At 62.2% G+C, this 18,719-nt stretch carries 22 protein-coding genes; 11 read left to right on the forward strand and 11 right to left on the reverse strand.

Annotated features, from left to right (window positions below):
• Positions 1-31: 31 nt before the first annotated feature.
• The 4 genes from FME68_RS04845 to FME68_RS04860 form a co-directional block, all read right to left on the reverse strand.
• Positions 32-1,642 (reverse strand): HAMP domain-containing sensor histidine kinase, encoded by a 1,611-nt coding sequence (locus FME68_RS04845; RefSeq protein ID WP_328287718.1) that lies wholly within the window; start codon positions 1,640-1,642, stop codon positions 32-34.
• Positions 1,639-2,337, reverse strand: coding sequence for a response regulator transcription factor (locus FME68_RS04850; RefSeq protein ID WP_049154197.1), 699 nt, complete (start codon positions 2,335-2,337; stop codon positions 1,639-1,641). The genes FME68_RS04845 and FME68_RS04850 overlap by 4 nt, the downstream gene beginning before the upstream one ends.
• 266 nt (positions 2,338-2,603) lie before the next feature.
• Complete coding sequence (gene rpmF, locus FME68_RS04855; RefSeq protein WP_010187615.1) at positions 2,604-2,777, reverse strand: 50S ribosomal protein L32; 174 nt, start codon at positions 2,775-2,777, stop codon at positions 2,604-2,606.
• A 15-nt stretch (positions 2,778-2,792) separates the two neighbouring features.
• Positions 2,793-3,062, reverse strand: a complete 270-nt coding sequence (locus FME68_RS04860; protein ID WP_005530151.1) for a type B 50S ribosomal protein L31 — start codon at positions 3,060-3,062, stop codon at positions 2,793-2,795.
• A gap of 501 nt (positions 3,063-3,563) precedes the next feature.
• Here FME68_RS04860 and rpmB point away from each other — a divergent pair.
• From rpmB to FME68_RS04890, 6 genes are all read left to right on the forward strand, one after another.
• Positions 3,564-3,800 (forward strand): 50S ribosomal protein L28, encoded by a 237-nt coding sequence (rpmB, locus tag FME68_RS04865; protein ID WP_010187623.1) that lies wholly within the window; start codon positions 3,564-3,566, stop codon positions 3,798-3,800.
• Between the two features lie 2 nt (positions 3,801-3,802).
• Positions 3,803-3,967, forward strand: a complete 165-nt coding sequence (gene rpmG, locus FME68_RS04870) for a 50S ribosomal protein L33 (protein ID WP_010187624.1) — start codon at positions 3,803-3,805, stop codon at positions 3,965-3,967.
• 3 nt (positions 3,968-3,970) lie between these two features.
• A complete protein-coding gene (gene rpsN / locus FME68_RS04875) occupies positions 3,971-4,276 on the forward strand; it encodes a 30S ribosomal protein S14 (RefSeq protein ID WP_010187625.1) in 306 nt (101 codons plus the stop codon).
• A 15-nt stretch (positions 4,277-4,291) separates the two neighbouring features.
• A complete protein-coding gene (gene rpsR / locus FME68_RS04880) occupies positions 4,292-4,546 on the forward strand; it encodes a 30S ribosomal protein S18 (RefSeq protein ID WP_010187626.1) in 255 nt (84 codons plus the stop codon).
• 218 nt (positions 4,547-4,764) lie between these two features.
• Positions 4,765-5,547 (forward strand): hypothetical protein, encoded by a 783-nt coding sequence (locus tag FME68_RS04885; RefSeq protein WP_102233751.1) that lies wholly within the window; start codon positions 4,765-4,767, stop codon positions 5,545-5,547.
• A 100-nt stretch (positions 5,548-5,647) separates the two neighbouring features.
• Positions 5,648-6,364, forward strand: a complete 717-nt coding sequence (locus tag FME68_RS04890) for a TetR/AcrR family transcriptional regulator (RefSeq protein ID WP_070545568.1) — start codon at positions 5,648-5,650, stop codon at positions 6,362-6,364.
• On the opposite strand, the gene FME68_RS04895 is transcribed toward FME68_RS04890, so the two are convergent.
• Positions 6,361-6,990, reverse strand: coding sequence for a DNA-binding response regulator (locus FME68_RS04895; RefSeq protein ID WP_230308894.1), 630 nt, complete (start codon positions 6,988-6,990; stop codon positions 6,361-6,363). The genes FME68_RS04890 and FME68_RS04895 overlap by 4 nt on opposite strands.
• A gap of 188 nt (positions 6,991-7,178) precedes the next feature.
• On the reverse strand, positions 7,179-8,426 hold the full coding sequence (locus FME68_RS04900) for a serine/threonine protein kinase (protein ID WP_328287719.1): 1,248 nt from the start codon (positions 8,424-8,426) through the stop codon (positions 7,179-7,181).
• Positions 8,427-8,570: 144 nt separating this feature from the next.
• On the opposite strand from FME68_RS04900, the gene FME68_RS04905 reads away from it, so the two are divergent.
• Positions 8,571-9,218, forward strand: coding sequence for a hypothetical protein (locus FME68_RS04905; protein ID WP_158396398.1), 648 nt, complete (start codon positions 8,571-8,573; stop codon positions 9,216-9,218).
• A gap of 6 nt (positions 9,219-9,224) precedes the next feature.
• Here the strand turns inward: FME68_RS04905 and FME68_RS04910 are convergent, their stop codons facing one another.
• Both FME68_RS04910 and FME68_RS13205 read right to left on the reverse strand, forming a co-directional pair.
• Positions 9,225-10,088, reverse strand: a complete 864-nt coding sequence (locus FME68_RS04910; RefSeq protein ID WP_158396400.1) for a hypothetical protein — start codon at positions 10,086-10,088, stop codon at positions 9,225-9,227.
• A 17-nt stretch (positions 10,089-10,105) separates the two neighbouring features.
• Positions 10,106-10,987, reverse strand: a complete 882-nt coding sequence (locus FME68_RS13205) for a hypothetical protein (protein WP_230308895.1) — start codon at positions 10,985-10,987, stop codon at positions 10,106-10,108.
• A gap of 226 nt (positions 10,988-11,213) precedes the next feature.
• On the opposite strand from FME68_RS13205, the gene FME68_RS04920 reads away from it, so the two are divergent.
• Positions 11,214-12,044, forward strand: a complete 831-nt coding sequence (locus FME68_RS04920; protein WP_158396404.1) for a flagellar basal body-associated FliL family protein — start codon at positions 11,214-11,216, stop codon at positions 12,042-12,044.
• A 220-nt stretch (positions 12,045-12,264) separates the two neighbouring features.
• Here FME68_RS04920 and purH read toward each other — a convergent pair whose 3' ends face one another.
• The 3 genes from purH to FME68_RS04935 are packed head-to-tail and all read right to left on the reverse strand — an operon-like array spanning position 12,265 to position 16,170.
• Positions 12,265-13,797, reverse strand: coding sequence for a bifunctional phosphoribosylaminoimidazolecarboxamide formyltransferase/IMP cyclohydrolase (gene purH, locus FME68_RS04925; protein ID WP_158396406.1), 1,533 nt, complete (start codon positions 13,795-13,797; stop codon positions 12,265-12,267).
• Between the two features lie 41 nt (positions 13,798-13,838).
• Entirely contained in the window at positions 13,839-14,444 is a 606-nt protein-coding gene (gene purN, locus FME68_RS04930; RefSeq protein WP_144013418.1) for a phosphoribosylglycinamide formyltransferase, read from the reverse strand.
• A 40-nt stretch (positions 14,445-14,484) separates the two neighbouring features.
• A complete protein-coding gene (locus tag FME68_RS04935) occupies positions 14,485-16,170 on the reverse strand; it encodes a cell division protein PerM (RefSeq protein ID WP_328287720.1) in 1,686 nt (561 codons plus the stop codon).
• Positions 16,171-16,520: 350 nt separating this feature from the next.
• Here FME68_RS04935 and FME68_RS04940 point away from each other — a divergent pair, with 350 nt between their 5' ends.
• The 3 genes from FME68_RS04940 (at position 16,521) to FME68_RS04950 (ending at position 18,719) form a co-directional block, all read left to right on the forward strand.
• On the forward strand, positions 16,521-17,273 hold the full coding sequence (locus FME68_RS04940) for a M23 family metallopeptidase (RefSeq protein ID WP_144013416.1): 753 nt from the start codon (positions 16,521-16,523) through the stop codon (positions 17,271-17,273).
• A gap of 190 nt (positions 17,274-17,463) precedes the next feature.
• Positions 17,464-18,006 carry a PadR family transcriptional regulator gene (locus FME68_RS04945; RefSeq protein WP_070681943.1) on the forward strand — a complete coding sequence of 181 codons (543 nt, stop codon included), beginning with the start codon at positions 17,464-17,466 and terminating at the stop codon, positions 18,004-18,006.
• Positions 18,003-18,719, forward strand: a complete 717-nt coding sequence (locus FME68_RS04950; protein ID WP_049154178.1) for an ABC transporter ATP-binding protein — start codon at positions 18,003-18,005, stop codon at positions 18,717-18,719. The genes FME68_RS04945 and FME68_RS04950 overlap by 4 nt, the downstream gene beginning before the upstream one ends.

Here is an 18,719-nt window from a genome sequence, read left to right on the forward strand (position 1 = left end):
TGCGCCTTGAGCTGGGGTGATCCCTGACACACTAGCCCTGATTGAACCACCGCTCCGCAAAGATATGGCCGCGGTCGTTGCGCTCTTTCGGTTGGCTCACCGCGGGGTCGTGTAGCTGCCCCGCTGACTGCTGCTCAGCGGAGAGTTCGGGCTGGAAATCGTAGGGCAAGTCTTCCAGCCCGTCCACCAAGGCATCACCTTCGGTGGGGTGCCCGGGCAGAATGACCTCCATGCGCGTTCCGCCGTCCGCGGAATCCTTAATGGTGATCTCTCCATTGTGCCTCTCCACCACGGATTTCACGATTGCTAGGCCCAATCCGGATCCCGGCATGGCACGGGCTTCAGCAGAACGGTAGAAGCGCTCAAATACTTTGTCCCGTTCCTCCGGAGCGATGCCGGGGCCAGAATCGTCAACGCGCAGGCGCACCTTGTCAGGGGCGATTTGCCGCATGGACACGCGCACGGTCCCCGTCGGCGGGGACCACTTCGCAGCATTGTCCATAAGGTTGAGGGTGGCACGGCCCAGCGCAAAAGGATCGCCGTCGATCATCCACGGGATAAACCGCACGCGGAAGTCCACGTCAGGACGGCGGCGTTTGGCGCGGTTGAGCGAATTCTCCAACACTTCGTGCAGCTCAACGGGCTCCGGCTCCTTCTCAGTGGCGTCCTCGCGCGCTAGGTCAACCAAGTCACCGATCAGGGTGGCCAATTCCGACATCTGCGCCATTACGTCATCTTCGAGGTCGCGCCGGTCTTCCTCACTGATGCCAAACCCGCCACCGGACTTATTGAGCATCATGAGAAGCTCAATGTTCGTCCGCATGGACGTCAGCGGGGTCTTAAGCTCGTGGCCGGCATCAGCCACAAACTGTGATTGCTGCACGCGCGCGTGCTGCAGGGCGGAAAGCATTCGGTTAAAGGACACAGTAAGTTGTGCCATTTCATCGTTGCTCTCCACGGCAATTGGCCGCAGGTCATTGGTTTGCGTCACGTAATCAGCAGCCCGCTTGAGGCGAGCGATCGGCTCCATGCCGGTCTTGGACACCACCATTCCCGCGAAGACGGAAAGCAGCACGCCAAAGGCCACGATGATCAGCAGCGCGGAGCCCACCGCGGACACAATCTCCTCGGTGGGACCAAGGTCCTTGGCCAGGACTACCGTGGCGCCACCCTCCTGGGACTTGGCCAGCACGCGCTCACCACCCAGGGTGCGGATGGAGCTTTCCATGGTGTCCCCGTCTGGTTTAAAGTCCCCACCCACCGGCAAAGCATCACCATAGGAAAAGGTGGCTGCTGGCGGAGAGATAGAGACCCTAGTCGAGGGGTTGTAGAGCTTAAAAGAAGCGATCTCCTGATCGATATTCTCCACGAAGCGCGGATCCTGTGCCTGCTCCATCAGCACGTCCGCTTGCTGCATGATTTGCTTGTCGACGCTCGCCGTCATCGACGCCGCAACCAACCAGTAGGTCACCAACGTCATCACTGCCACCGAGACAGCGACAACGACACCAGTAACCAAAGAAAGGCGCCACCGAAGCGGCGCCCGCGAAGCCCAGCCGCGACGACCTGACAGGCCCAACCACGCCGTGGAATCTAGGTCTTCAGAAGGCACCGCGTCGGGCGCGGGCCTCCGCAAAATCACGCGATAGCCTCCCTCATGACATAGCCGACGCCACGCACGGTGTGGATAAGACGCGGCTCGCCATCTTCTTCGGTCTTCTTACGCAGGTAGCCGATGTACACCTCGAGAGCGTTGCCTGAGGTAGGGAAATCATAGCCCCATACTTCTTCCAGGATGGTGTTGCGGGAGAGCACCTTGCGCGGGTTCTCCATGAGCAGGCGCAACAAGGCGAATTCGGTGCGTGTCAGGGAAATCTGACGGTCACCACGGGTGACTTCGCGCGTATCGGCATCGAGCTTGAGGTCCTCAAAGCTCAGCTGGGTTTCAACGGGCTGCTGCTTGCTGATCGACTCCGCAGCAGCACGACGGACTAGGGAACGAACACGAGCCAAAAGCTCTTCAAGAGCGAAAGGCTTGGGTAGGTAATCGTCGGCACCCGCATCGAGGCCTGCAACGCGGTCGGACACGCCATCACGAGCCGTGAGCACGAGGATTGGACGGTCCCACCCCTCACTGCGCAAGGTTCGGCAGACTTCCAAGCCGTCCATATTCGGCATCATCACATCGAGGATGAGCAGTCCTGGGTTCTCCCTGTGGACCATCTCGACGGCCTCTACGCCATCGGCGGCCAACATTACGTCGTAGCCATTAAACTTCAAAGAGCGGCGAAGCGATTCGCGTACGGCCTGCTCGTCATCCACGACAAGAATCTTCATGTTTCCAATTATGTCCTATCTAAGGCGCATTCACGAAGTGGGCCTAGTTCTTTCGCCCCCTTAAATCACCCCTTAAGATTTTATTCACCCCACTACCCGTGGCATCAGCGAACGCCCAGACAAGAAAGGCACCGCAGCCAAGCACTGCAGCCTCGAGAATGAGTCACTGCAGCGGGCAACTAGGCCAACACAAATGCCCCGAGGGATTCACTCAGAAAGGGTGAATCCCTCGGGGCAGAATTCGCAGCCTTGAGGCTTAGAAAGCCTTAGAACTGCTCCACGTCGACCAGGCCGAGCTTGGCGGCCTTCACCAGACGGCGCGGGATGCGCACGGTCTGGCCGTCGATGGTGACTTCCTGGAGGGCTACGTTGTCAGCCTTCCACTGGGAACGGCGAGAGTGGGTGTTCGCGCGGGACTTCTTAAACTTAGGAGTTGCCATCTTTTCCTATCCTCCTTACGCGTTCTTCTTCTTGCGGCGAGCCATTGCACCGAAGCGCTGATTGAACTTCTCAACGCGGCCAGCGGTATCCATAACGCGCTGGGCACCGGTCCAGAACGGGTGGGACTCAGCGGTGACGTCAACGACGATGAGCGGGTACTCGTTGCCGTCTTCCCACTCAACGGTGCGATCGGAGGTAGCGGTGGACTTGGTCAGGAAGGAGTGGCCGGTACCGGCATCCTTGAAGACCACCGGGTGGTAATCCGGGTGGATATCTTTCTTCATATGTCGATTCCCTCAGGGTTGAACTACGGGTCGGTTCCTTCCGCAACACTTCTCCGGCGTGGAAGGAAGTGTGAAAGGATCGTGCCCGAGTTGGGTCTCTATTACTTACAAACTGTGCGGCTCGTGCCGACAACTTGACATATCCTACAGGCCACCAGCATTAAAACCGAAATCGCTCCGGCCGCCACCGCCGCGCTCCGCCGGACAAAATCCACAACCACACCCCTCACCTGCCCCTTCGGCAGGAACACGCCATAGATCATGTATAGATCAGAGGTATCCACACCGGCCCGCATGCCGGCGGTGATTAGGTTCTGCAGGCTGTGGCATGTAAGATTTCCCCTTGCTGTTGTCAAAGTAATCGTTTTACGCCCTCATCAACTGGTGTTCAACGGATTAAGCCTCCTGCTCAACCTCACTTTTTCGAGCGCCGCGCCTCACCGCGGAAATAGGCACTCCGTTAGTCGCTTTCGATGTGGGCGGCTAGGAGAAAGAAGACCCATGTCGGCTATTTGCCAGGTAACGGGCCGCAAGCCGGAATTCGGCAAGCAGGTCTCGCACTCGCACCGCCGCACCTCGCGCCGTTGGAACCCCAACGTGCAGCGTCGTCGGTACTACCTGCCCTCTGAGGGCCGTACCATCACCCTGACCGTTTCCACCAAGGGCATGAAGATCATCGACCGCGATGGCATCGAGTCCGTCGTGGCTAAGATTCGCGCACGTGGGGAGAAGATCTAAAGATGGCACGTAATGACATCCGTCCAATCATCAAACTGAAGTCCACTGCGGGCACCGGTTACACCTACGTGACCCGTAAGAACAAGCGCAACAACCCGGATCGCATCACCTTGAAGAAGTTCGATCCGATCGTCCGCAAGCACGTCGAATTCCGCGAGGAGCGATAATTTATGGCTAAGAAGTCAAAGATCGCCAAGAACGAGCAGCGCAAGGAAATCGTCGCCCGCTACGCGGAGCGTCGCGCTGAGCTCAAGGCAATCATCAAGAACCCGAACACCCCGGACGAAGAGCGCCTCGAGGCGCAGTTCGAGCTGAACCGTCAGCCGCGCGACGCCGCCCGCGTCCGCGTCCGTAACCGCGACTCCGCTGATGGACGTCCGCGCGGTTACCTCCGCAAGTTCGGTCTGTCCCGTGTCCGTATGCGCGGCATGGCTCACCGTGGTGAGCTGCCGGGCGTTCGCAAGTCCAGCTGGTAAAGGGGTACCCATACAATGGCTGTCAAGCGTAATAACCACAAGAAGTTCCGTATGGAGCAGACCCGCCGCCCGAAGAAGAACCCGCTCAAGGCCGAGGGCATTGAGAAGGTTGACTACAAGGAGATCAAGACCCTGCGTCTGTTCATCTCCGACCGCGGCAAGATCCGCTCCCGTCGCGTCACCGGTCTGACCCCGCAGCAGCAGCGTCAGGTTGCTACTGCCGTCAAGAACGCACGCGAAATGGCTCTCCTGCCGTTCACGTCCCGCTAAACACTAGCTGGTTTCAACAGCGCACTTTTGCCGCTGTACTCGTGACTCACTAGGACAGGACAAAAGAGCTTTCAGGCCGCCGCCTCCTTCCCCATCTCGGGGCAGGCAGGCGGCGGTCGTCGTTTTCGCGGCTAGGGCGGTTGCTCTGCCGTCCCACAAATTCCCAGTGCTACATTGAAGAGCTAGAAAGCCCCTGACGGAAAGGCAACTAACACCTAATGCCGCTGCACGAATCCCTCACCGATCTCAGCGAACTGGCCGCCCACTGCCACTCCCCCGCCCACGCGCGTGGACTATTGGAAGAAGCCCAGGACCTTCTGCGCAATGCCACCGCCCACCGGACCGACGGGGTCGAGCTTGCGGCGTGGTTTTCCCGCGTGGTCACCGATATTGTTCGCTCCCCGGGTCTGGCTAGCCCTGTGCGGCTGACAGGCGCTGCCGCCCGCGGGGATCTTCTCCCCTCACTTCCCATCACCTGGCTGGGCGCCGACGAGCAGCTGGAGCAAGTCATCATCGAGGCCGGATTGCCCTGCGGCGCGGTGGAGGAATGCGCCTCAACCCGCGCTGATGCCGGCCTGCCGCTGGGCGCCGGCGGCGAGGAGGAACTCTATGCCGAGGCTGTTTCGCAGCGCCCAGCGCCCCTCAAACTCGTGGATGGGCTGCCGGACCGCTCCGCCGAGGTGTCCATTCGCCGTTCCCTACTCGCCCCCGTTTCGGCCATCGCCCGCTGGGCAGCGCCGGCACCTCGGCCCACCCCTGACCGCCTTGCTATTGGCGTGGAGCGCGAATTGCTCACCGCAGCCGAGGCAGAAGGCCTGAGCCTGGCGTGGGGCACGGGCATCGCGCTGGAGTTGGGGCGGTGGTACGAGGGCGTCGACAAGCACAGCGTTATTCTCGAAGACCTTCCGCCATTGGACCGCACCGCCTACGGCTCGGCGTGCCGCACAGTCTCCGCTGCCGTCGAATCCATAATGATCCGGCACGGTAATGTGGTTAGCTGAAGTCAAAGCTACGCTTTGACGAACGCCGTTCGCGGCGGGGTGTACGATTACTGACTTGCTGTCAGTTATTACATGAGTTTTATCGAAGGGAGTCCGCCTCATGGCAGGTAGCGTTGGCAGGCCAAGGAAGAATAGCCCACGCCGCCGGGGAAACACCGCGCGCGAGGAAATCCTGGATGCCTCATCCGAGCTCTTTACCACCCAGGGCTTTGCGACAACCTCGACGCACCAGATCGCCGATGCCGTCGGCATCCGGCAGGCATCGCTGTACTATCACTTCCCTTCCAAGACGGATATCTTCCTCACGCTGCTGAATTCCACCATCGAGCCTTCACTCGAGCTGGCGGAGGAGCTCGCGGCCTCGGATGCAGCGCCGGCGCAGCGCCTGTGGTCCCTGGTGGCCGCGGAGTCCCGCCTGCTCTTGACGTCGGCGTGGAACGTGGGCCGTCTGTACCAGCTTCCGGTGGCTAACTCCCCGGAGTTCGGCGAGTACCACGAGCAGCGTGACCGCCTCAAGGATCACTTCCGTACTGCCGCCGCTGGCATTGTTGGTGATGATGACCCGCGCGTGGAGCTTCCTTTCCACATCGCGCTTTCCGTCATTGAGATGCGCCCCAACGATGGCACCGCGCCTTTCGACGCTTCGCAGCGCGTGCCGGAGCAATCCGCCATGCTTGCCGACGCCGCCCTAGCCGTCCTCGGCACCACCCCTCCCGACAACGCCGAAGCCACTACCTTGGAGCTGCTGAAGAACCGCAACGACTCCATCTCGGCAGCCGCCGCTGCCGCGGCCGACCGTAAGAAGACGACGCGTTAGCGACCGTGCCGGATGGCGTAATGAGCCAAGAAGGTCTTATACGGTTTATAGGCCTTTTCGCCGTCCGCCCGAAGACTGTCCACGAGGCGATCCATCTTGTGGTTGGTTTTCTTTTCGGTCCAGTCCAGAGCCTCAGCAATCTCGCGCACCGAGGGAATATCGGCATCAGTTGAACCCGGCTTCTTGAGGTAGCTGGCTAGCTGGCAAAGCAGCTCCTCCTGCTCATCGTTGGGCACATGGCGGGTGCGGGTGCGCTCCTCATCGAGGTCCTGCTCGCGCTTAGTCCGACGCGAGTAGTTCTTGTTTTCGACATCGATGTAGAGCTCGTAGGGGCATTCCGGGGTTTCAAACGTAATTCGTGACGGGCCCGGCGGCACGGCCGCCACCGAGCGCGGGCCGAGATCGATGCGGGAGAATCCCTTAACCCCGCGCAGCTCGATGCGCAGCGGAATGTGGCTGCCTACGTTGCAGATCATCCAGCCTTGACCGCCGTACCACAGTTGGAAAAGCTGACGGTGCAGGGTGAGGTCCCCCTCGCCGATCCGGAAGTCACCAGCGCGACCGACGACTACTTCCTCGCCTGGTGCCATGACCAGCACGCCGCCGATCAGGTCATCGATGCGCAACCTGGGCCCCCGGGCGCGTCGTGCGATGGGAGTGGCTGTTGCTGGCTCATGGACACCTCCGTAGGCGGCTGGACAATTCGCGCACATCGCCTTTCGACTCGGCGATATGCCTCAACAATGCCCTACAGTGTAGCGACTCTCACCACAGTACTGCGGGGACAAGCCGCTTGCCCCCAGCCTGTTGGGGACTATGACACGATGGCCCATGTCACCACGAAAATGAGGATGATGACAACAACGGTGACTGTGATGATCAGAGCGTTCTGATTATCCTTTGCGGCTGACTTGGCAGCTCTAGGCTCTGCCGCGGCACGCTTGTGAACGGTAGCCCCCGGTACAGCAGGAGTCACCGGCGTGGAGGGAGACACCGTCCCGGGTGAGGCGACCGGGTTAGCGGGAGCCACAAAACCGGTCGGCATAGCCTGCTCGACAGACCCAAAGGAACCGGCAGGTCGCGGCCAGTGTTGCGTCGGCTGCCCAGGGGTCTTTGCCTGCCGTGGTTGCGCAGGTTCCGTCGCCTGGTTGGTGGTGGGCTGGGAACGGGAGACGTCGTCAAGCGCGGCAATGAAATCCTGGGCGCGCGCATAACGCTGCATGGGCACGCTATCCAGCGCCTTGTTCAGGACAGTCTGCACCTGTGCCACCACCCGTGCGGTGTCTTTCGCCAGGAACGTCGTGAAAGCATCACTGGACAAGTCCGGGATGCGCCGCTGCCCTTCCCACTCACTGCGCGGCATCGTGTCCTTGAGGTGATGCAGCGTGAGCATCTCGAATGCAATAAGCGCTAGCGAGTAGTCATCCGCGCGCGCCGACATATCGTCATCGCCGTAGGCATGACCGTTATTTTCCGGGGCCAGGTACTTTTCAGTGCCCACGATGTGGCCAACCTTCGTCAGACGGGATTGCCCCTCTTCGATGCTGATCCCGAAATCGCTGAGCACGGCAGGCGGCAAACTGCCCGGGTTCTTGCGCAACAGGATATTTGCGGGCTTGATATCGCGGTGTACCCACCCGGGGTGTAGCTCGTGATGCATGTAGTCCAGCGCCGAGGCAATCGGCGTGAGGTAGTAGACCACCTCAGCCACGCTAAACCCCCGGCCTTCCTGCGCGCGTTCCCGGATGGCGTGCGCCAGGGTTCCGCCGTCGATGAACGCCATCATCATGACGTCGTCACCGCGCGGCGTGGACTCCTTGGAATAGAACTGGACCACTCCCGGGTGACTGCCAATCTTGGTCAGCGCCTTCATTTCGTTGTTGAAGCGGGCGCGGGAGGCTTCATCGCGGACATCATCCAGCAGCACCTTGACGGCAAGCTCACGAGAAAGATCCGGATCGGTGGCATGGAAGACCTGCCCCATGCCGCCTTCACCCAGCAGGTACACGTTGGTGTACCGCTTCTGCTGGGTCAGCCATTGCACGAAGTAGGAATTAGTCACCGCCCCATTGCACCATATGCACAACCAAGCATGAGGGTGCCATGTCCCATCGCCCCCAAATGGAGGGGACTTCACCGTGGTTCAGTCAGGCATGCGGGAGCCAGTTATGCTACCTGTTGTTCTCTATAGTTTTCCAAGGACCCTATGACCACCCCAGGATTTGGCACTAACCCCTACGAGCACACGAGCCCTGTGCACGGCGGGCCTCAGCAGACCCAGCCCGACCAGCGCAACCTCGTTCCGATCATCTGCGCGATCGCCATCCTTATCGCACTCCTGATTTCCGGTGCCGTGATCTGGAATCACGTCCGCTCCACCGGCCAGGAAACCCCCAGTACCGCCGAATCCTCGGAGCAAACGCCAGCCTCCGTGGAAGAAACCGCACCAGAAGACGACCAAGAAGAGGACGCGGAAGGCGCGCCGAGCGAGGAAGCACCAGAGACCTCAGCCAGCCCTGGAGCTGCTGACGTCCCAGAGGGCCTAACCGCGGCCGGCTGGTCCGACTACCCGGAGGCGCGTTGCCAGCAGGGCGAGGACATGGTCTTCGCCGCCGCAGGTTCCGATCCGGTTTCGCACATCGTTATCTGCGAAAAGCAGGACTCGCTCTTCTACCGCGGCGTGTGGTCTAGCGGTGCCGCCTTCGGACCGGCCCGGGGTGAAGGCAGCTCCTATACCGCCTCCATCCTCGACCCCACCAGCGGTGAGGACACCGGTTCCGTACTCACCATCCGCGGCACGGACTATGACATCGATGGCGAGGCCGGGGCCTTCGAGGATTACTGGCCGCGCTAGGGGTCCTTAGACCGCGCCTTGCTGACAGCCTGCATCGGGCCATTCCACCTCGGCGGCGGCGAGTTGCTTGACTAGGCGCGTGAGCATCTGTTGGGCTTCTCCGTAGTCCCCGGATTCGGCCTTGGCATAGATGGCCACCGCCACCGTGTGCCCGCCCAGTGAGACAAGCCCCATCTGGCGGGCTTCATAGGCCCCGTCCTCGGCTGGACCCCAGCCGCCCTTCATGACTGATCCTTCGAGGGTGCCCAGCCCATACTGCTGTGCGGGATCGGGCTGTCCCATGGCTGCCAGAACGGGGTCAGTGCCCTGCTGACATCCCAGGGCGGCGACAAACTCTGCTTGCTCGGCTACCGGCCACTGCGTTTGGCCAAATGCACTAAAGCCGGGGCGCGGTGGCGTGGCGGGGACAGTAGCCGTGCCGATGATCTCCTGGGTTGCCTGCGCGGCGTGCTCTCCCCCGCCGAGTGCCTCCCAGAGGGAATCGGCCGCGGCATTATCGGAAAAGGTAATCGCCCGCGACACCGTCTCCGGATCGGCCACGCCGGCGCGCTCGGCGGCAATGGCCAGCGGCACCTTCGCCGTGGACCAAGCGGACTGCGGGTCTGTGATGCCTGCTGCGGCGACGGTATCTGCGCCGGCCACCGCGATTCCGGTCCCCGGGTTGTCGGCAGCGATGGCTTCGAGGGCTTCGTGGATGTCGGAGGCCTCAATCACGGGTGGCTCCTTTTCGGGGGTGGACTCAGGCAGGGTGGGCTGGGGGCTGCTCGCTGCCGTGGATTGCTCCGGCGCGGAGACATCGCCGATGGTGCAGGCGCTTAGCGACGCCACCGCAATCCCCGCGATCACCACTCGTGCTGCTGCTTGTTTCATCGTTGACCGCCTGCGTATTAGAGGATGTACACAACCGCATTGTTGCCACCTTTGCAGGTGACAAATTCACCGTTATCGGAGCAATCCATTGTGTAGTTCTGCTTGGTGGTTGGGCTGTAGGCCTCAATCGTGGCGTCATACTCATGGGTATCCACCCAGTGCTTGACGTACTCGTCGCGCACAGCGTTGGCGAATGGCTCCGACGTCACCTCAGTGCCGCGGTAGACGCTGTTGAAGTTGCCGCCGGGCTCATTTTTCCGCGCGGCGTCGTTCGCCGGTATCGCCCCCGCAGGCAAGTCGGGGTGCTCCGGGCGTTTCTGTGAGGCGGAGCTCGTCGTAGTTTCCTCCGTGGTCTTTTCCGCCTCATCCGCCGCGGAAGCCGTCTCCTGGGTGTCGGCGTTGTCCTCGGTGAGCTGCGCCGCGGTGGTCAGGGGTGCATCAGCCTGAGTTCCCGTGCCGCTATTTTTAAAGAAGATAAGGTAGGCCAGCGCGGCAATGACGAGCAGCACCGCCAAGATCAGCACGGCAATGAGCACATACTTTCCGCCGTTGCCGGAACCACGGTGTGCCGGCGCGCTCTCCGAATAAGCAGTGGAATAAACAAACGGCTGTTGTTCGTACTGGCCGCCGCCCTGCGGTGCTGGCTGGGGCGGGAATTGCTGGGTGGGAAACTGCTGCTGGGCGTAGTTGCCTTGCGCTCCGGATTGGGCGAAGGGGTTGGAGTAGTTGCGCTCACCTTCCTGCGGGAAGGCCCGAGGGTGCACGGGGCGTTCCTGGGTGGGCGGGGCCTCAAAATCCACAGTGTCCGGGTGAGTTTCCTTGCGGGAAGGCTGTGGCTGGCCACCATTTCCTTGCGGGTGCTGGGAGCCGAATCCGTGGTTGCGATCTGAATCAGTCACCGAGGCCTCCGTAGATCTAGACATGTCGAGTGCGCCCTGTGGGCACGTTTCTATCTTTACTATCTTTACACAGCCGCACTGGTGACGGTGGCGTTCGAACGTGGCGGGGAGTACTCCCACGGGAGTGTCCCTCACACCACACAGACGGTGTCACAGAGTTTAGATTGTTAGAGGTACCTCTTATACTCCACCTTCCTGCGCACGAAAAGGCTGTTATTCTCCCGCCATGACTTTTCCTACCGGCCCTTCGGGCACGCCGCCGCATAACTCCGGCCCTTCCGGCTTCGGTTCCCCCGGGTTTGGCCGCCCCGGCGGTTCTCCCGTTCCACCCGGCCAGCCACAGGCTCGCCCGGGCGGCTTCGGCGGTGGGTTCGGCAACACACCGCCGTTTGGTGGGCAGCCCACAAACGCCCCCGCGCCGGCCTCCTTCGGTGGTGGCGCGCCCACGCCACCGCCCCAACCCCAGCCGTCCCAGTACTCCGCGCCTGCTCCTCCACAAGGCAAGGGGCGCTTCAGCGGCACTATTGCGGCGCTGATTTCCCTATTCATAGTGCTGGCCGTAGTCCTCGGTGTGGGCGCGTGGTTTATCTGGGGCCGCGAGTCCTCCGACGATGCGCAGACCGGTACCTCCCCTGAACCGACAGCGACAGCCACGCTTTCGGGAACACCAATCGCCACGTCCGCGCGCATCGACACCGACTTGGAAGCAGGCGGCGTAGTCATTGCCCGCACGTTCTTCCCGGATTCCTATGTCTCGCAGTCCGGCAGCACCAACATCGCTGACGTGCAGCTGAGCGAAGGACACAGCCAACTTATCGCTGTCTTTGGATTTAGCGATGACCGCGCAAATACGAACGTTGCCAGTGCCACCGTTACCGTCAACGGCGCTGACGGTGCTGAACTGGCCTCCTTCGAGGTTCCAGCAGAGGAAGCTCTCGAAATGCCCATCAACATCGCAGACCACCAGGAACTGCGCTTTACTTTTACCTATAAGGACGCCAGCGGCAATCCCGCGGACAACACTGGCTTCGCGGTGGCTTCCCTCCACGCGCAGTAGCGCGCACCGCCGGGCTATCACGCCGTGGCGCCGAAGCTGCCCTTGTTGCCAAAGTTATAGGCTCGCCGCGGTGGCGGCGCATAACTTCGTCGTTTAGGGCAGTTGTTGTCCTCGGGGGAAATCTCCCGTGCATGCGAAAGCCGCCTCCCCTTCCCGCGCAGTGGTGCGCAGGAATAAAGGAAGCGGCTGTGTGCTGCCCATGGCAGCGCCTTTGCCAGGCTTAGTGGAAGAAGTGGCGAGTGCCGGTGAAGTACATGGTCACCCCGGCCTTCTTGGCGGCCTCGATGACCTCTTCATCACGGATGGAACCACCCGGCTGCACGACGGCCTTCACGCCGGCTTCGAGGAGAACCTCGAGGCCATCGGCAAATGGGAAGAAGGCATCGGAAGCAGCGAAGGAGCCTTCGGTGCGGTTGGCGCCGTCGGCCAGCGTGTTAGCGCGCTCGACTGCCAGCTTTGCAGAATCGACGCGGTTGACCTGGCCCATGCCCACGCCCACGGTGGCGTTGTCCTTGGCCAGCAAGATGGCGTTGGACTTCACCGCTCGAACGGAACGCCAGGCGAACTCCAGCTGCGCCAGGTCGGACTCATTCAGAGCCTCACCAGCAGCCAGGGTCCAGTTGGCCGGGTTATCGCCCTCTGCCTGGTAGGTATCCGGCTCCTGGGTGAGCACGCCACCGGAGATGAACTTAACTTCTTTCTCCGGTGCTTCATGCTCCGCCTGCAGTACGCGTAGGTTCTTCTTGGCCTTGAGAACCTCGATGGCGCCTTCCTCGTAGGACGGAGCCACAATAACCTCGGTGAAAATCTCCTTGACTTGCTCAGCCATCTCCACGGTGACCTCGCGGTTCACAGCGATGACTCCGCCAAAGGCAGACATCGGGTCGCAGGCGTGAGCCGCGCGGTGAGCAGCCGCGATGGACTCCTCAGACACCGCGATGCCGCACGGGTTGGCGTGCTTGATGATGGCCACGCACGGGCGCTCGTGATCCCAGGCGGCGCGCCAGGCGGCGTCGGCATCCTGGTAGTTGTTGTAGCTCATCTCTTTGCCGTTGAACTGCTTCGCGTTGGCCAAACCAGTGGTACCGGTGCGGGTCACGGTTGCCTTCTGGTGAGAGTTCTCGCCGTAGCGCAGCGGCGTGGTCACGTCACCGTCGCTGAGCTGATCGACGAACCATGCGGACACCGCGGCGTCGTAATCAGCGGTGTGCAGGAAGGCATCGCGGGCCAGACCGCGGCGCTGCTCTAGGGTAAAGCCGCCGTTGGCCACCGCGTCAGCCACCTCGCCGTAGCGAGCCGGATCCACGACCACAGCAACAGACGGGTGGTTCTTGGCAGCCGCGCGCACCATGGACGGGCCGCCGATATCGATCTGTTCCACGCAGCCATCAAAGTCTGCGCCAGAAGCCACCGTCTCACGGAAGGGGTACAGGTTCACCACGACGAGCTGGAACGGATCCACCTCCAGCTCCTCCAGCTGCTTCAGGTGGTCCTCCTTGCGGGTATCCGCCAGGATCCCCGCGTGCACGCGCGGGTGCAAGGTCTTGACTCGGCCCTCGAGGCACTCCGGGAAGCCGGTGAGCTTCTCGACGGGCGTGACTTCAATGCCCAAGTCCGCGATCTTCTTCGCGGTGGAACCGGTGGAAACGATCTCCACGCCGGCCTTATCCAGGGACCGGGCAAGGTCCTCCAAACCGGTCTTGTCGTACACGCTGATGAGTGCGCGCTTGATGTTCTTACGATCTTCGCTCATGGTACGGGGACTTAAGCCTTCCTTGCGGTAATGAGAGGTAGTTAGAGCTGAATACTGAGTTCCTCGCCCTTCACGCGCGTGGCGCGAAGGACGGCAACGATGAGTTCTCTTTCGACCACTTTGATGCGCTCGTGCAAGCTGGCCTCATCATCCCCCGGCAAGACCCGCACGGGCTCTTGGGCAATGATGGCGCCGGTATCGACGCCGGCATCTACGAAGTGGACGGTCGAGCCTGTGACCTTGGCGCCGTAGGCCAGCGCATCGCGCACGCCGTGCGCGCCTTTGAAGGCGGGCAAGAGCGCGGGGTGGGTATTGATGGTGCGACCTTCGAAGCGAGCCAGAAAATCCTTCCCCAGGATCTTCATAAAACCTGCAGAAACAACAACGTCTGGTTGCGCAGAATCCACTGCGGCAACCAGACGCTTATTCCATTCCGCGCGGTCAGCACCCATCTCTACGACCTCGGTGGCGATTCCCGCCGCCTGCGCGCGCTCGATGCCCTGACAGGGCACGTCCGCGACGACCTTCACGACGCCATAGCGCTCATCCTGGCCATCGAGGATGGCCTGGAGCAAGGAGCCGGTTCCAGAAACAAGAACCACGACGTTAAGGCGGGCAGAAGCAGCGGGCTGGTGCGGTGTAGTCACGCGCTACAGCCTAGCCGCTGCCGCCCTGAACCGGGGAATTTTACTCCTTAGAGGGGGCCTCGTCCTCTTCCTCAGACACGTCTTCTTCCTCTGGTTCTGTCTCCTCGATTGCCTCCTCGACTGGCTGCTCGTCGTCCCCCTCGGTCTCGTCCGATTCGACGACCTCCGCGTCAATCACCTCAGCATCCGCATCGCTGCCGACCTCAGGCTCGGGCTCGGGCTCCGGCTCGCTGTCCTCGTCCACGTCAGCCTCGGGTTCAGTCTCGGTCTCGGTCGTGGGCTCTGCGGCAACGGCGGCGTCGGGGGCGTCGTCAAGCAAGGCAGAAACCGGCACAGCGTTCGCCGCGTTGACGGGTGTGTGCACGGCCTCCTCAGTCTCTGTGGGCGCTTCAGGGGCAGCCTCCGTGGCAGCCGCGCGGCGCCCACGCCACGACGACACTGCCTGTGCCGTTGCGAATGCACACCCCACGACTAGGCACCACAGACAGCTCAGGCCCACCGCGGTCCATACCTCGGGACCGGTGTAGCCGTACACCCCCAGCGTGCCGGACACGCCGTACACAGCCACGAGAGCGGCTACCGCGGCAGTAACGGTGGCCACGAGCGCAACCTGGAAGGAGACCAGGGCGCGGCGACGGTAAAACGCCACCACCGCCGCAACGGCGGGAACAATGAGCAGGACAGCAGCCCAGGAACTAATCGAGGGCGGAACGGCGGCAGCCAACGGCAGCGGTGGAAGCGGAACCACGTGGCCGCTAAAGAGGCTCACGCTGGTGCCTTCCCCGATGTGCAGCTCCGAACCGCTCAGCACCGCTCCCGCAGCAACGGCAGCGTTCGGGAGATAGAGAACGCTCAGCAGGAAAAGACCGGCGGTTCCCAGTGCATTAAGGACTGGATACTCGGCGAGCATCTCTGATTGGCGCGACCAGCCGACTCCCCACAAGACCACCACGAGAATGAAACCAGCGGCAAAAAGGTATCCGAGGTAGCTCAAGCCTATCTGGGCGGCATCGACGAACACCCGGGGGACCCCGCTGCGCTTGGCCAGGGCCTTCCACAGGCGTGGGCCCATTCCACCAATGAGGGCGACCGCATGCAATAACAACATACGGGGAAGCACACGGTACAGCTCCGGAGGGGAAACATCGTAGACCTTGCCAGCGTCCCACAGCATCAGCCATGCGATGACAGTAAGGGCTAAGGGAACCAGCAACACGCACACGCTCAAAACGATGAGGTCGTTAATGCTCGCCTTATCCTTAACCGCCGCCCGCACGCGCCGCCCCACCAGCCAGGCTAGGAGCAGCGCAGGCAGAACCGGGATAAAGCCCACGTCAATACCGCCCGCGCGAATAGGCGCAAGGTTAAAGACCATCCATGCTTCCCCGACGATGGTGGGCAGCCACGCCGACGGGGAACTTGTCAGAAGCAGTGCCGCGATAGCGACCACGAGAATGCCCAGCACGACGACGAGGTTCGGAACGCCGACGACGATGAGCATGCGGCGAATACGCCCGCGGAGTGTGGTCGGGGCCTGCGCGCGGCGGGCGCGAGCCTTGTCGGACTCGACCCCTTTGATGCGCTGCGCTGGATCTCGACGATCTCTGCGGTGCCCGCGCTCAGAGTGCTCAGCACTATCACCGCGCCCACGCACGTGCGCGCGTGGGCGAGCTGACGACCTGGACTGGGGACTCGTGTTCTTATTCATCGGCGTCCACTTTGCCACGGCCCCCTCCCCCACCGGGGGTGGCGCGGCGAGGTAAGCGCTAAATGGTGCGGTAGACCCCCGAAGGAAAACTTCACGAGTGCGCACTACTCATGCCGACCACGGAAAGCCCCGGCGACTCCACGGAGATCGATTCACTTCATTCACAGGAATCAGCTGTCGTTTCATTATGTGCGGCTCTTCCCAGATATCCAGAAGAAAAACCGCAATCTGGGTTGCTCTGCATTCGCCGAGACGCTACTGTTACATCTCGTTGGTAACAGGAAGGTCACAATCGGATAACCACCCAGATTGAAACGTAACGTTTGCTCTGGGCGGGCGATAGTGAATTGAGGACGGAAGAAGAGTTCATGCGAAGCAAGACTCAGCGAAGCGTAGGACGCCACCGCAAAATCACCACCGCACAGACCGCGAAGGGACGTCTGGCAGTGATGACTGTTGCGGCAGGCGCTGTATCCACCGCAGGCGTTGGCGGCGCAGCAGCAGGTACTATCCAATCCGCTGGCGCCGGGGAAACCAAGGCACAGTCCGTCGACTACACCCTGCAGGCAGATACCGATCCGCTGAAGAACGCGCAGGCTGCTGTCGAAGACGCAGCCCCGCAGATCCTCGCCATCGCCGAGTCCAAGCCGGTCGCCGACCTAGCTACGCAGCTCGATAAGGCCATCCAGGCCGCCGATGCCCGCGCCGCCGCCGATGAAGCGAACCGCGCGCCGACCATCGCCCGCCCGGCAGAGGGCACTTTCACCTCCGGCTTCGGCCCCCGCTGGGGCTCCTTCCACTCCGGCATTGACATCGCAAATGCCGTGGGCACCCCCATCCTCGCCGTTATGGGCGGCACCGTCATCGACTCCGGCCCGGCATCCGGCTACGGCCAGTGGATCCGCATCAAGCACGATGACGGCTCCATGAGCGTCTACGGCCACATGCAGACTCTCGACGTCGCCGTGGGCGAGCGCGTCCACGCTGGCCAGAAGATCGCCGGCATGGGCTCCCTGGGCTTTTCCACCGGTTCTCACCTGCACTTCGAAATTCACCCCACCGGTGAGGGCGCCGTGGACCCGATTCCGTGGCTCGCAGAGCGCGGCATCAACATCGGCTAAGCCACGCTGTTTCAATCCTTCCTCCAGTACTAAGGCGGTATAGGGCACTGTTGCCCTGTACCGCCTTAGTGCATTCCCCCGCCTTCCACCCCCGCCTATCACAACCGTTGACCGGACATGAGGTTACCCAGTAACTTACTGGGTATGTACCGAAAGATTTCCTCCCTTGCCCTCCGCCAAGGAGGTGACCATGTCCGTCAAACATTCCGTGCTTGCACTGCTGAGTGAAGAGCCCGCTACTGCCAGCCACATCAAAAACCGCTTTGCTGAGACCTTCGACAACCTCTGGCCGCTCAACATGGGCCAAGTCGCCCAAACTTTGAGCCGCTTGGAGCGCGATGGCCTCATCGCCACCGACGGTGAGCTCACCGGCCCGACCGGGCGGCGCGCCACCAGCTATGCCATCACCCCCGCTGGCCGCGAAGAACTCTCACAGTGGTGGATGTCCACCTTGCACAACGACGCCATAGAGCGCGATGAGCTCGTGCTCAAAGTGTCGCTTGCTGCACGACGCTCCGACGTCGACGTCATTGCCGTGCTCGACGCCCAGCGCTTTGCCACCGTCCGCCAGCTGCGTGAGCTCAACCGCCAAGCCTCGGAACTGCCCGCAGAGCGCAGCGCCCAGCGTTTGGCCGTTGAGCGCCAAATCTTCGACCTGGAATCTCTCTCACGCTGGCTCGACCGCGTGGAATCCCTAACCAACCCAACCACCACCGAGGAGGACCCGCGATGACCCCCAACTCCGCGCCCACGACCCAGCACATGCCGTTTCCTCTCGAGCTCGAAAACATTACCTGCGTCTTCGGCAGCGGTGCCCGCCAGGTCACCGCCTTGGATTCCGTGAACCTGCAGCTGCAGCCGGGCGAACTGGTAGCCGTCATGGGCCCCTCCGGTTCCGGCAAGTCCACGCTGCTCAACGTTGCGGGCCTGCTGCAGCCACCGACGTCGGGGCGCGTGCTTCTCGACGGCGCCGACGCCTCCCAGCTCTCCAAAGCTAAAGCGGCCATCGCCCGCCGCCGCCACTTGGGACTGGTGTTTCAGCACTTCAACTTGGTCTCCTCCCTCACCGTGGGAGAGAACGTGTCCCTGCCCCTCGAACTGGACGGACTTTCGCCTGCGCAGTGCCGCGAGGCCGCCGAGGAAGCTCTCAGTGAGGTCGGCCTCGACGGCACCATCGACCGCTTCCCGGAAGAAATCTCCGGCGGCCAGGCCCAGCGCGTGGCCATTGCCCGCGCGCTCATCGGGCCACGCAAGGTGCTGCTTGCGGATGAGCCTACCGGCGCCTTGGATACCTCGACGGGCGAAGAGATCATGAAGGTCCTGCGTGCGCGTATCGACGCCGGCGCCTCCGGCATTCTGGTCACCCACGAGCCGCGTTTCGCGGGCTGGGCCGACCGCGTCGTCATGGTTCGCGACGGGCGCCTAACCGGCGAGGAGGTGCGTTAG

Source organism: Corynebacterium hiratae (genome assembly GCF_009708045.1).
Lineage (GTDB): Bacteria > Actinomycetota > Actinomycetes > Mycobacteriales > Mycobacteriaceae > Corynebacterium > Corynebacterium hiratae.